General features: G+C 68.3%; 13 protein-coding genes. 3 read left to right on the top strand and 10 right to left on the bottom strand.

Annotated elements, in window-relative coordinates:
- Positions 1–8: 8 nt before the first annotated feature.
- Positions 9–1,112, bottom strand: a complete 1,104-nt coding sequence (locus AC1U2B_RS03705) for a M24 family metallopeptidase (RefSeq protein ID WP_480215701.1) — start codon at positions 1,110–1,112, stop codon at positions 9–11.
- A 33-nt stretch (positions 1,113–1,145) separates the two neighbouring features.
- Between AC1U2B_RS03705 and AC1U2B_RS03700 the strand changes: the two genes are divergently transcribed.
- Positions 1,146–1,667 (top strand): B-4DMT family transporter, encoded by a 522-nt coding sequence (locus AC1U2B_RS03700; protein WP_480215700.1) that lies wholly within the window; start codon positions 1,146–1,148, stop codon positions 1,665–1,667.
- 170 nt (positions 1,668–1,837) lie between these two features.
- Positions 1,838–2,215 carry a hypothetical protein gene (locus AC1U2B_RS03695; RefSeq protein WP_480215699.1) on the top strand — a complete coding sequence of 126 codons (378 nt, stop codon included), beginning with the start codon at positions 1,838–1,840 and terminating at the stop codon, positions 2,213–2,215.
- A 66-nt stretch (positions 2,216–2,281) separates the two neighbouring features.
- Here the strand turns inward: AC1U2B_RS03695 and aroB are convergent, their stop codons facing one another.
- The 9 genes from aroB to alaS form a co-directional block, all read right to left on the bottom strand.
- On the bottom strand, positions 2,282–3,373 hold the full coding sequence (aroB, locus tag AC1U2B_RS03690; RefSeq protein ID WP_480215698.1) for a 3-dehydroquinate synthase: 1,092 nt from the start codon (positions 3,371–3,373) through the stop codon (positions 2,282–2,284).
- A complete protein-coding gene (locus tag AC1U2B_RS03685; RefSeq protein WP_480215697.1) occupies positions 3,366–4,007 on the bottom strand; it encodes a shikimate kinase in 642 nt (213 codons plus the stop codon). Before AC1U2B_RS03685 ends, aroB begins: the two co-directional genes overlap by 8 nt.
- A 4-nt stretch (positions 4,008–4,011) precedes the next feature.
- A complete protein-coding gene (aroC, locus tag AC1U2B_RS03680) occupies positions 4,012–5,208 on the bottom strand; it encodes a chorismate synthase (RefSeq protein ID WP_480215696.1) in 1,197 nt (398 codons plus the stop codon).
- 42 nt (positions 5,209–5,250) lie between these two features.
- Positions 5,251–5,745, bottom strand: a complete 495-nt coding sequence (locus AC1U2B_RS03675) for a GNAT family N-acetyltransferase (RefSeq protein ID WP_480215695.1) — start codon at positions 5,743–5,745, stop codon at positions 5,251–5,253.
- 18 nt (positions 5,746–5,763) lie between these two features.
- Positions 5,764–6,186, bottom strand: a complete 423-nt coding sequence (locus tag AC1U2B_RS03670; RefSeq protein ID WP_480215694.1) for a prepilin peptidase — start codon at positions 6,184–6,186, stop codon at positions 5,764–5,766.
- Positions 6,187–6,365: 179 nt separating this feature from the next.
- A complete protein-coding gene (locus AC1U2B_RS03665; RefSeq protein WP_480215693.1) occupies positions 6,366–7,142 on the bottom strand; it encodes a shikimate dehydrogenase in 777 nt (258 codons plus the stop codon).
- Positions 7,139–8,428, bottom strand: coding sequence for an endolytic transglycosylase MltG (locus tag AC1U2B_RS03660; protein WP_480215692.1), 1,290 nt, complete (start codon positions 8,426–8,428; stop codon positions 7,139–7,141). Before AC1U2B_RS03660 ends, AC1U2B_RS03665 begins: the two co-directional genes overlap by 4 nt.
- Entirely contained in the window at positions 8,425–8,931 is a 507-nt protein-coding gene (gene ruvX / locus AC1U2B_RS03655) for a Holliday junction resolvase RuvX (RefSeq protein WP_480215691.1), read from the bottom strand. Before ruvX ends, AC1U2B_RS03660 begins: the two co-directional genes overlap by 4 nt.
- Positions 8,932–8,933: 2 nt before the next feature.
- Entirely contained in the window at positions 8,934–11,630 is a 2,697-nt protein-coding gene (gene alaS, locus AC1U2B_RS03650) for an alanine--tRNA ligase (protein ID WP_480215690.1), read from the bottom strand.
- Between the two features lie 174 nt (positions 11,631–11,804).
- Here alaS and AC1U2B_RS03645 point away from each other — a divergent pair, with 174 nt between their 5' ends.
- Entirely contained in the window at positions 11,805–12,422 is a 618-nt protein-coding gene (locus tag AC1U2B_RS03645; RefSeq protein ID WP_480215689.1) for an antibiotic biosynthesis monooxygenase, read from the top strand.
- Positions 12,423–12,440 lie beyond the last annotated feature (18 nt).

Raw genomic sequence — 12,440 nt, 5'->3', positions numbered from 1 at the left:
CTCTGTCGTCAGAGGATGGCCAGTTCCTTGGGGAACCGGGTAAGCAACTCAGGTGTGTGTGTCGTATCGCTGCCCACGACCAGCGTGTCCTCGATCCGGACGCCGCCCCGGCCGGGCAGGTAGACACCGGGCTCCACGGTTACCACAGAGCCAGCAAGCAGTGTACCGGCGGCGGCGGAGTTGATTCCCGGCGCTTCGTGAATCTGCAGCCCGACCCCGTGCCCGAGCCCGTGGGAGAACTGCTCGCCGTAGCCGGCATCGGTGATGACCTGCCGCGACGCCCGATCCACGGCCGACAACGTGGTGCCCGGCACCAGCGCCTCCCGGCCCGCGCGTTGCGACATCGCGACCAGGTCGTAGATGTCGCGCTGCCACTGCGCCACGGGCGCCAGGACGAACGTGCGGGTCATGTCCGAGTGGTAGCCCTCGACCAGCGCGCCGAAGTCGATCTTCACGAAGTCGCCGGCCGCCAGCACCGCGTCGGTGGGGCGGTGGTGCGGGATCGCCGAGTTGGCGCCCGTCGCGACGATGGTCTCGAACGACGGGCCGTCGGCACCGTGGTCGAGCATCCGCGCTTCCAGTTCGCGGCCGACCTCCTTCTCGGTCCGGCCGGCCCGCAGCCCACCGGATTCGATCAGGTCCGTGAGCGCGGCGTCGGCAGCCTCGCAGGCCAGCCGCAGGATCGCGATCTCGCCGGCGTCCTTGACCTCACGCAGTGACTCGACCATGCCGGGCACCCGGACCAGCTCGATGTCGCCGCTGACGCGTTGCAGTGCCGCATGGGCGTCGACCGTCATGACGTGGCTTTCGAAGCCGAGCCGCTTCACTCCGGCGGCTTCGGCAGCGCGCACCAATTGCGGTGCGCACGCCCGCTCGATGACGATCTGCGCGTCGGGGGCCTGCTGTGCGGCCTGCGTCCGGTACCGCCCGTCGGTGGCGAGGACAAAGGTGTCCCCGTCTTTGTCCTGGTCAATGGGAATCAGCAGGGCAGCGTTGGATCCGGTGAATCCGGACAGATAACGCACGTTGACCAGGTCGGTTACCAGGATCGCATCCAGCTCGGCGGCCGCCAGCTGGCGACGCAGAATGTGGCGCCGGTGGGAAATTGTCACGATATGTGACGCTACTCGCTACGCTGTCTGCTCATGAGTAAGTGGTTGCTGCGCGGAATCGTCTTTGCGGCGTTGATGGTGATCGTCCGATTGCTGCAAGGCGCGATGATCGGGGCCTGGGAAAAACAGTCTCTGATGATCAGCATCACGCTGGTCGTGCTGTACATCATCGCCGCATTCGCCTGGGGCGTGTTCGACGGACAGAACGACGCGAAGGCGCAGCCCGACCCCGACCGCCGCGAGGACCTGGCCATGGCATGGCTGGTCGGCGGCCTGTTCGCCGGCGTCGTGAGCGGCTTCGTCGCCTGGCTGATCGGACAGGTCTACGACAACATCTACGTCGACGCGCTGGCCGCCGAGGTCACCACGTTCGCCGCGTTCACCGCGCTGATCGTCTTCGTGGGCGGCGTCTGCGGCGTATCGCTCGGCCGCTGGCTGATCGACCGCCACGCCCCGCCGCCGCCGAAGCACGACGGCAGCCGCGGCGAGGGCGATCGCGCCGACACCGACGTCTTCGCCGCTGTCGCCGCCGACAAGAACGAAGAGCAGTCCTAGGCACCCACACAACAATCGCGGCCAGTCATCTCGACTGGCCGCGATTTTTTGTTGCTGGTCTGCCCTGCGGTGAGTCCTTCGCGAAAAAGTGTCAGACTCGCGCGACGTAACTCCTCTTACCAGTGAGAGCGGCTCAACCAGAGCCGCAAACCTGGAAAGACGAGCACATCATGAACACCAAGCGCAATCGCACGAAGTCCGTCACCGCCACCCTTGGCGCGGCAGCCGCCGCCCTGGCCGCCCCGGCAGTGTTGTTCCTCGGAACAGGAACCGCGCAGGCCCTGTCTGCGATCGATACGACAAGTGACGCCGCGGGCGTCACGGTCCAGATCACCTCGACCGGGAGCGAAGGCTTGTGCTTCTACTCCGCCGAACCGTGGTTCGGCTGGCAGGCGGTCAAGCCCTTGCCGGTGTACAAGGTTCCGTTCCAGCTGCAGGCAGGCCAAAGCCACAACCTGTGGTTCCCGGGCATTCAGACGGGCACGACGTGGAAAGCCAAGGTTGAATGCCCGGTCGGCGGCACCGACTATTTCAATCCCGTCTACTGAACGCCGTCGGCATGGTGGTCCGGAACAACTCGCGACCACCATGCCAGTTGGCGTTCAGGAACCAGATCAGTCCTTCGCCACCACTGAATAGGCCGCCGCCAACAGCGACGGGTCCGGCCCCTCGAGCCGGCCCGGCTTGGCCAGTCCGTCGAGCACCACAAAACGGAGGACGCCCGAACGGGTCTTCTTGTCCCCCGCCATCGACTCGAGCAGCTGCGGGAAGGCGTCGCCGTCGTAGCTGACCGGCAGGCCCAGCGCGGTGAGCACCCGGCGGTGGCGGTCAGCGGTGTCGTCGTCGAGGCGACCGGCCAGCCGGCCCAGCTCGGCGGCGAACACCAGGCCCACCGACACCGCGGCGCCGTGGCGCCACTGGTAGCGCTCGCGCCGTTCGATGGCGTGCGCCAGGGTGTGGCCGTAGTTGAGGATTTCGCGCAGTGCCGATTCCTTCTCGTCGGCGGCGACGACCTCGGCCTTGACGGCGATGGCCCGGCGGATTAGCTCGGGCAGCACCGTTCCGGTCGGATCCAGAGCGGCCTCCGGATCGGCCTCGATCAGGTCCAGGATCACCGGGTCGGCGATGAAGCCGGCCTTCACGACCTCGGCCATGCCGGCGATGATCTCGTTGCGCGGCAACGATTCCAGCGTCGCGAGGTCGACCAGTACCGCCAGCGGCTGGTGGAAGGCGCCGACGAGGTTCTTGCCGGCGTCGGTGTTGATGCCGGTCTTGCCGCCGACCGCGGCGTCGACCATGCCGAGCAGCGTCGTGGGCACGTGCACGATGTCCACGCCCCGCAGCCAGGTCGCCGCGGCGAACCCGGCGACGTCGGTGGCCGCGCCCCCGCCCAGGCTCACGACGGCGTCCTTGCGGTCGATTCCGATGCGCCCCAACACTTCCCAGATGAAGCCGACGACGGGCAGTTCCTTGCCCGCCTCGGCGTCCGGGATCTCGATGCGGTGCGCGTCGATTCCGTTGTCCGCCAGGTAACTACGGATCGCTTCGGCGGTCTGGGTCAGTACCGGCTGGTGCAGGATCGCGACGCGGTGCCGTCCCTGCAGGACCCGGCCGAGGTCGCCGAGCAACCCGGTTCCGATGATCACCGGATAGGGCCGGTCGACGTTCACGTTCACAACTACAGGGTCGACGACAGCTTCAGTCACACTGCGAGCCTTTCAAACGTTTGGCCAGTGCCGCAGGACTCGGCGGGGCCTCGGTGGTCGGTCCGGGGTTCAGGACCGTGGGCAGCCGGCGCCMCGCCGAACGGCGGCGGCGCCGGGAGTGCTCGTCGCAGCGCGGCTGCTCGAGACGGTGCACGATGTGGCGTACCACGGCACCGGGATTGCGTCGGTTGGTGTTCACGCGGAGCGTGGCGACCTGCCGGAACAGCGGCACGCGCTGCGCCATCAGCTCGCGGTACTTGGTGCCCGGGTCGTCGCCGGCGAGCAGCGGACGGCCGCCGCCCGCGGTACGCCGAACACCTTCTGCCGCACTGATTTCCAGGTAGACGACGGTGTGGCCGACTAGCGCTTCACGCACCTCCGGGGTGGTCACCGCGCCACCGCCCAGCGAGACGACGCCGTCGTGTTCGGCGAGCGCATCGCGGATGACGTCGGCTTCGATCTTGCGGAACACCGGTTCACCTTCGGCGAAGATGTCGGCGATGCTGCGACCGGTGGTCTCGACGATCTTGGCGTCGGTGTCGAGCATCGGCACCTGCAGCGCCTTCGCCAACCGCCGACCGATCGTCGACTTGCCCGAACCGGGCATGCCGACCAGTACAGCCTTGGGAGTCATAGATTTATCCGGACATCTGCGGTTCGCGCTCATGCACCGCACGGAGGTAGTTCTCGACGTTGGCGCGGGTCTCGGTCAGCGAGTCGCCGCCGAATTTCTCCAGCGCGGCCCGGGCCACGACCAGCGCCACCATGGCCTCGACGACCACACCGGCCGCGGGCACGGCGCACACATCGGAACGCTGGTGGATGGCGACGGCCTCTTCGCCCGTGGCCATATCGACGGTGGCCAGCGCGCGCGGCACGGTCGAGATCGGCTTCATCGCGGCGCGGACCCGCAGCGGCTGGCCGTTGGTCATGCCGCCTTCCAGGCCGCCGGCGCGGTTGGTGGAGCGCGTGATGCCGTCGGGGCCCGGGTAGATCTCGTCATGGGCGACGGTGCCACGGCGCCGCGCGGTCTCGAAGCCGTCACCGATCTCGACGCCCTTGATGGCCTGGATGCCCATCACGGCCGCGGCCAGCTGGCTGTCCAGCCGGTTGTCGCCGCTGATGAACGAGCCGAGGCCGATCGGCAGTCCGCTGACGACAACCTCGACCACACCACCGAGGGTGTCGCCGTCCTTCTTGGCGGCCTCGATCTCGGCGATCATGGACTCCTCGGCGTCCTTGTCGAAGGCACGCACCGGGCTGTCGTCGATGGCGTCGAGATCCTGCGGCCCCGGGACCGGACCCTCGTAGGGCTTGGACGCGCCGATTGAGATGACGTGCGAGACGACCTCCACGCCGAGGGCCTGCTTCAGGAACGCGCGGGCAACGGTGCCGGCGGCGACACGGGCCGCGGTCTCGCGGGCGCTGGCGCGCTCGAGAACCGGGCGGGCGTCGTCGAAGCCGTACTTGAGCATGCCGGCGTAGTCGGCGTGACCGGGCCGGGGCCGGGTCAGCGGCTCGTTGCGCGCGGTGTTGGCCAGCGCGGCCGGGTCGACCGGGTCGGAGGCCATGACGGTCTCCCACTTGGGCCATTCGGTGTTGCCGATCTGGATGGCGATCGGGCCGCCCAGCGTCTGGCCGTGCCGAACACCGCCGAGCAGCGTGACTTCGTCCTTTTCGAACTTCATCCGGGCACCGCGACCGTAGCCGAGACGACGCCGCTGCAACTGCGTGGCGATGTCGTCCGAGGTCACCGAAAGACCGGCCACCATGCCTTCGAGCATGGCCACCAGGGCGCGGCCGTGGGATTCACCTGCTGTGGTCCATCGCAACACGTGTCCCATTGTCCCATGAGGGGGTTTACCGGCTGAAATCCGTCAGCGCAGGCTGCATTGCAGCAGCACGGTGTCGATGTCGCGGCCGTGCTTGTGGCCGACCTTGCGCAGCCGGCCGGCGTCGTCGAAACCCAGCTTCTTGTGCAGCGCGATGGACGACGGATCGCCACTGTCGGCGATTACGGCGATCACCTCGCGCACACCCGCGGCGCGCGACGCCTCCAGCAGCGCGCGCAGCAGTTCCGAGCCCGCGCCCTGTCCGGTGGCCCACGGCGCCAGGTAGATCGAGTCCTCCACCGTGCCCCGATAGGCGGGCCGGGCTTTCCAAGGCAGGCAGTAGGCGTACCCGGCGACCCGGCCGTCACGTTCGACCACGAGGAAGGGCAGGCCGGCGGCGGCGACCTTCGCGAACCGCGTCTGCCACTCATCAGCTGCCGGCGCTTCGAGTTCGAACGACGCCACGCTGTTGACTACGTAGTGCGCGTAGATGTCGGCGATGGCAGACAGATCAGCAGTGGTGGCAACGCGGGTACTCATGATGCGGGACAGGCTAACTCAACCGATCGCCAGCACGACGGCCGTGGCACTCGCCAGGCACATCGACGGGCCGTGCGGCACAGTCCGTCCCGCCCGTCGCATCAGAGCGACCGCGGCATAGCCCGCGGTGAGCAGCGGCGCCCCGATGGCCGCGAGCACCCACACGTCGGCGCCGAACATCCCGGTCAGCGCGCCCAGCCCGAGCGCGAGTTTGACGTCACCGCCGCCCATCGCGCGTGGGCTCAGCAGATGGATCAGGAGATACAGGCCGAAGAGGGCCACAGCACCGGTCAGTGCTGCGGCCCCACGGTGCAGGGCAACGGCGGCCAGCAGAATCGCCGCCGCCCCGGGCAGCGTCAGCCAGTTCGGTAGGCGTCGCTCCCGGAGGTCGTAGACACAGAGCGCGACCATCCAGGCCCCAACGATCAAGCCCGCCCCCATCTTTCGAGGCTAGGCGAGTTACGCGGGGCGTCCCGACACCAAAACAGGGCGCCGGGCGTGTCGGCTCTCCCTGGGACATGTGCGATCTGAACCTGTCAGCTTCGGCTGACATTGTCAGCACATGATGACAATGTCACGGTTTGTGACAGCTCTGGATCAAATGCCTTGGGGTGAGGCGCTCACGTCGCCGCGAGCGCCGCGGCCATGGCCTCGCGCGGCGCGGGCATCCCGGTGAACTGCTCCACCTGGGCGAAGGCCTGGTTCAGCAGCATCTGCAGGCCACTGACCACGCGGCCACCGGCGGCGGCAACAGCGGCGGCCAGCGGCGTCGGCCATGGGTCGTAGATGGCATCCAGCAGTACCGCGGTGCCGGCGACAGTCCCCGAGAACTCGCCCGCCACGTCCGCCGGCAACGTATTGACCACCACGCCAAGGGAATTCAGCGGTTCACCCAGCGCTACCCATCGGGCCTGCACGCCGAGCTTGTCCCCCAGTTCCACCAGAGATGCGGCCTTGTCGGCATTGCGGGCCACCACGGCGATCTCGGCGATCCCCAGAGCAGCCAAGGCCACCATCGCGGCGGGCGCCGTGCCACCGGAGCCCAACACTGCTGCGGCACCCGACACCTCACCGAGCGCGCCGACGACCCCGTCGACGTCGGTGTTGTCGGCCCGCCAGCCGCCGTCGATGCGCACCAGGGTGTTGGCCGAGCCGACCAGCTCAGCCCGCGCGGTGCGTTCCGTGGCGAACCGCAGCGCCGCGAACTTGCCGGGCATCGTGACCGAGACACCGACCCACTCCGGACCGAAACCGCCTACCAGGCCGGGCAATTGGGCCTCGGTGCACTCGATGCGGTCGTAGGTCCAGTCGGTGAGACCGAGCTCGCGGTAGGCCGCCAGATGCAGCTGCGGGGACCGCGAATGCGCGATGGGCGAACCCAGTACCGCAGCTCTCATCGGGCACTGTCGAGCACGCCGTTGCGCTTGGCGAGCTCGATGCTGGCGAGGTGCTGCTGGTAGTCCCGGGTGAACACCGTCGTGCCCTGCAGGTCGATGGTCACGAAGTACAGCCAGTCCCCCGGCGCCGGGTCCTGCGCCGCGACGACGGCAGGCTGACCAGGCGAGCAGATCGGCGTGACCGGAAGGCCTTCGCGTGCATAGGTGTTCCACGGTGTCGCCTGCTCGCGGTCGGCATCGGTGGTGGCCACCTCCTGCCGGTCCAGCGGGTAGTTCACCGTCGAGTCGAACTGCAGCCTGCGATGATCAGGGGTGGCCAGCCGGTTGTAGATGACGCGGGCCACCTTGGCGAAGTCCTGCGGGTTGGACTCGCGCTGCACCAGCGACGCCACGATCAGGATCTGGTACGGCGTCATGTTGGCGGTCGCGCCGGCGTCGAGCAGGCCGCCCTGTTCGTACTGGTGACCGCTCGAGCTGATCAGGCTCGCCAGAATCGACTCCGGCGTGCCGGCCGGGTCGACGTTCCAGGTGCCCGGCGCGATGAGGCCCTCGAGCCTGCGGTGGTCGGCGCCCAACGCCTTCACCGGCCCGGCCGCCCAGCTCGGCACCATCAATGCCGAGACATCGGCGGCGCCGGCGGCCTTCTTCAGCTCCGCGGCGGGCACGCACTTGTGCTTGCCGTCGAGGTCGACGCACGAGGCTGCCGAGATCAGGCTGAAGATGCCCTGGTTGATCTTGTTGGTCTTGACGTCGGTGGTGTCGTCGAGCTGGCGGCCCTCCGGGATCACCAGCCGGCCCACCCGATTGTTCTTCTCGGTGAGCCGGGACACCGCGTTGGCCGCCGAAATCTCGGTCCGCATCTTGTAGAAGCCGGGCTGAATCTCGGTCATCGCCTTGTTGCCCTCGGCAGCCTGGACGAACGTCTTCACGTTCGCCACGACGCCGTGATCGAGCAGGGTCTGCGCGATGGCCGTGGTCGAGTCGCCGTTGTGCACCTCGATGACGAGGTCGCTGCCACCGTCGCCGGAGTAGTCGTTGCCCGATCCGAAGACGCCGTGCCACAGCCGGGATCCGAGGAACACCGCGCTGACCACGACGACGATGAACACCGTCAGCGCCACGATGCTGCGGCGACGGCGGCGCTTGCGGTTGCGCTCGGCGCGGGCCCGCTCGGCCCGGCTCATGCCCCGGCGGGGCCGGCCCACCGATTCCGGCTTGATGCGGGTGCTGCCCCACTCGTCGTCGTCATTGGGAGCGTCGGGAATCATGTCCTCGGCCGGGCTCATTCGTCGGCCTCATTGCGTGCCGCGGCGGCCAGCACAGTGCGGCGCAGGTCCAGCCAGTTCTGCAGGATGCCGACGGCTGCGACCTGATCGATCATCTGACGTTGCCCCTTCGCGCGCACACCGGCCTCCCGCAGCGAGCGCTGCGCGGTGACCGTCGTCAAGCGTTCGTCGGCCATCCGCACCGGGGTCGGAGCAACCCGGAGCGCCAGCGCGTCGGCCACCTCGATCGCATCCAGCGCCGAGCTGCTGGCCCTGTCCTTGAGTGTGCGAGGCAGTCCGACCACGATCTCCACCGCGTCCTGCTCACCGGCCAGTTTCACCAACCGAGCCAGGTGCTTGTCGGTCTTGTCGCGACGCACCGTCTCCAAGGGCGTCGCCAAGATGCCATCCGGGTCGCACACCGCGACGCCGATCCGCACCGTACCGACGTCGATGCCGAGCCGGCGACCGCGACCTGGGTCGTCGGCCCCGGGGCGGTCGGGCATGCGGTCGGAATCGGCCAAAGCTAGCTCCGGCCCAGTTCAGCGCGTAGCGCGGCCAGACCCGCGTCGATACCCGCTGCCCCCTTACCGGAACCCTGTGCCAGATCGGCCTTTCCACCACCACGACCATCGACCGCGGTGCCCAGCTGCTGCACCAGTTCGTTGGCCTTCAATCCCAGGTCCTGCGCGGCGGCGTTGACGGCCACCACGTACGGCACCGAGTCGCCCGAATCGGCGATGAGTGCGATCACCGCCGGGTCAGAGCCCAGCTTGCCCTTGATGTCGCCGACCAGGGTGCGCAGGTCACCGCCGGAGAAGCCACCGGCCATCCGCTGCGCGACGAGGCGCACCTTGCCGATGACCTCGGCGCCTGCCGCGGCGTTGGCGGCGACGGCCTTGGCGCCGGCCAGGCGGACCTTGTCGAGTTCCTTCTCGGCGGCCTTGAGCTTCTCGACCAGGGTGGCCACGCGGGCGGGCACCTCTTCCGAGGGCACCTTCAGCGACGAGGCCAGGCCTGCCATCAGCGCACGTTCCTTGGCCAGGTGCCGGAACGAGTCCAGCCCGACGTAGGCCTCGACGCGACGCACACCCGAACCTACCGACGACTCGCCGAGGATGGTCACGGGGCCGATCTGCGCCGAGCGCTGGACGTGGGTACCACCGCACAGCTCCATGGAGAACGGTCCACCGATCTCCACCACGCGGACCTCGTCCGGGTAGGACTCGCCGAACATCGCCATGGCGCCCATCGCCTTGGCCTTGTCCAGCTTCTCGTTGAAGGTGTGCACCTCGAAGTCGGCCTGCACCGCCTCGTTGGTGACCTCCTCGACCTGGCTGCGCTGCTCGTCGCTCAACGCGCCCTGGTAGTTGAAGTCGAACCGCAGGTAACCCGGACGGTTCAGCGAACCGGCCTGAACAGCGTTGGGGCCCAACACCTGTCGCAGTGCCGCGTGCACCATGTGCGTGCCCGAGTGCCCCTGGGTGGCGCCGCGGCGCCAGGTCGGGTCGACCGCGGCGGTCACGGTGTCGCCCTCGACGAACTCACCGGACTCGACGTTGATGGTGTGCACCCACAGCGACTTGGCGATCTTCTGCACATCGGTGACCGCGGCCTTGGCCGTGGCCGAAGACCCAGTGCCGGTGATCGTTCCGGTGTCGGCGATCTGGCCACCCGACTCGGCGTACAGCGGGGTCCGATCCAGCACGAGTTCAATACGGCCGGACCCCACCGCCTCTTCACCGCCGTGCGTCACCACCGGAACGCGCTTGCCGTCCACGAAGATGCCGAGAATCCTTGCCTCGGAAGTCAATTCGTCGAAGCCGGTGAACTCGGTCGGGCCGGCGTCGACCAGGTCGCGGAAGGCGGACAGGTCGGCGTGCGCGTGCTTGCGAGCGGCGGCGTCGGCCTTGGCGCGCGCCCGCTGCTCGGCCATCAGGCCGCGGAAGCCCTCTTCGTCGACGGACAGGCCCGCTTCGGCCGCCATCTCGAGCGTCAGCTCGACCGGGAAGCCGTAGGTGTCGTGCAGCGTGAAGGCGTCACTGCCGGAGACGACGGTCTTGCCGGCGGCCCTGGTGGCGGCGGCCGCATCCTCGAACAGCCGCGAGCCCGCCGCGAGGGTGCGGTTGAAGGCGACCTCCTCGGCGACCGCGATGCGGTTGATGCGCTCGAAGTCCGTGACCAGCTCGGGGTACGACGGACCCATCGTGTCGCGCACGGTGGCCATCAGCTCGGACATGATCGGCTGCTCGACACCGAGCAGCTTGGCGGCGCGGATGATGCGGCGCAGCAGGCGGCGCAGCACGTAGCCGCGGCCTTCGTTACCCGGGGTGACGCCGTCGCCGATGATGATCGCGGCAGTGCGGCTGTGGTCGGCGATGACGCGGTAGCGCACGTCGTCGGCATGGTTGCCGGCGCCATAGTGCCGGGGCGCCACCGAAGCGACCATGTCGATCACCGGACGGACCAGGTCGGTCTCGTAGACGTTGTCGACGCCCTGCAGCAGGCAGGCGATGCGCTCGACACCCATGCCGGTGTCGATGTTCTGCCGCGGCAGCGGGCCGAGGATCTCGAAGTCGGTCTTGCTGGTGCCCTCGCCGCGCTCGTTCTGCATGAACACGAGGTTCCAGATTTCGATGTAGCGGTCCTCGTTGGCCTCGGGGCCACCTTCGATGCCGTACTCGGGGCCGCGGTCGTAGTAGATCTCCGAACACGGGCCGCACGGGCCGGGGATGCCCATGGACCAGTAGTTGTCGGCCTTGCCGCGGCGCTGGATGCGCTCCGGCGGCAGTCCGGCGATCTCCTCCCAGAGTCCGATGGCCTCGTCGTCATCGAGATAGACGGTGGCCCAGAGCTTTTCGGGGTCGAAGCCGTAGCCACCCTCGGACACCGAGTTGGTCAGCAGATCCCAGGCCAGCGCGATGGCGCCGCGCTTGAAGTAGTCGCCGAACGAGAAGTTGCCGGCCATCTGGAAGAAGGTGTTGTGCCGGGTGGTGATGCCCACCTCGTCGATGTCCGGCGTGCGGATGCACTTCTGCACGCTGGTCGCCTTGTCATAGGGCGGGGTGCGGTCGCCCAGGAAATAGGGCACGAACTGCACCATGCCGGCGTTGACGAACAACAGGTTCGGATCGTCCAGGATCACCGATGCGCTCGGCACCTCGGTGTGGCCCGCTTTCACGAAATGATCGAGGAATCGTTTCCTGATCTCGTGTGTCTGCACGTGCTGCTGTCCTTCATCGACCGGGTAGTTGCCCGCATAACAGTACCGGTCTGCAGGTTCACGACTTTGACCCCAGCCCGTACATCCATTGTGCGTCGTACCGCCGGGGAGGACAGTTGTCTTTATCCCGGTGGCGCCACCGGAGCGCCGCCCTGAACAACAAGGGGGTGGACCGTGTTCGCACGTTCTACCACGATGATGGCGCGCCCTGACCAGATCGATGCCGGCATCGCCCACATCCGCGACGAGGTCATGCCTGTGCTGCAGGAACTGCCCGGCTCCATCGGCCTGTCTCTGATGGTCGACCGGGAAACCGGCCGGTGCATCGCCACCAGCGCCTGGGAGTCCGAGGACGCCCTGCACTACAGCGCCACAGAGGGCCGACGGCTCCGCAACCTGGCCGCCGAACGGTTCGGCGCCGGCGCCCCGATGGTCGAGGAATGGGAGATCGCCGTCCTGCACCGCGAGCGCGGCAACGGCGCGTGCGTGCGGGCCACCTGGCTCACCGTGCCGCCGGATCTGATGGAGGCCGGCATCGACTACTTCCGCGACACCGTGCTGCGGCAGATCGAGCACCTGCCCGGGTTCTGCAGCGCCAGCCTGCTGGTCGACCGCGGCTCGGGCCGCGCGGTGTCGTCGGCGTCGTTCCGCACCCGTGAATTGATGGAGGACTACTGGGAGCAGGCCACGGCACTGAAGATCGAATCGGTGCAGGCGGCCGGCGCGTCGGAGATCGCCGACTGCGCGTTCGACCTGGCCATCGCGCACCTGCGGGTGCCCGAACTCGTCTAGCGCCGGCCCGGGGCAGCC

The sequence above is a fragment of the Mycolicibacterium sp. P4_G11 genome (genome assembly GCF_056555145.1).
The sequence above is the reverse complement of the archived record's forward strand: the minus strand, read 5'-3'. Positions and strand labels throughout refer to the sequence as shown.

Bases quoted from the DNA above. Each gene is read 5' to 3' on its own strand.
- AC1U2B_RS03700 (WP_480215700.1), top strand. From the start codon at position 1,146: ATGAGTAAGTGGTTGCTGCGCGGAATCGTCTTTGCGGCGTTGATGGTG.
- AC1U2B_RS03695 (WP_480215699.1), top strand. From the start codon at position 1,838: ATGAACACCAAGCGCAATCGCACGAAGTCCGTCACCGCCACCCTTGGC.
- AC1U2B_RS03675 (WP_480215695.1), bottom strand. From the start codon at position 5,745: ATGAGTACCCGCGTTGCCACCACTGCTGATCTGTCTGCCATCGCCGAC.
- AC1U2B_RS03670 (WP_480215694.1), bottom strand. From the start codon at position 6,186: ATGGGGGCGGGCTTGATCGTTGGGGCCTGGATGGTCGCGCTCTGTGTC.
- AC1U2B_RS03665 (WP_480215693.1), bottom strand. From the start codon at position 7,142: ATGAGAGCTGCGGTACTGGGTTCGCCCATCGCGCATTCGCGGTCCCCG.
- AC1U2B_RS03660 (WP_480215692.1), bottom strand. From the start codon at position 8,428: ATGAGCCCGGCCGAGGACATGATTCCCGACGCTCCCAATGACGACGAC.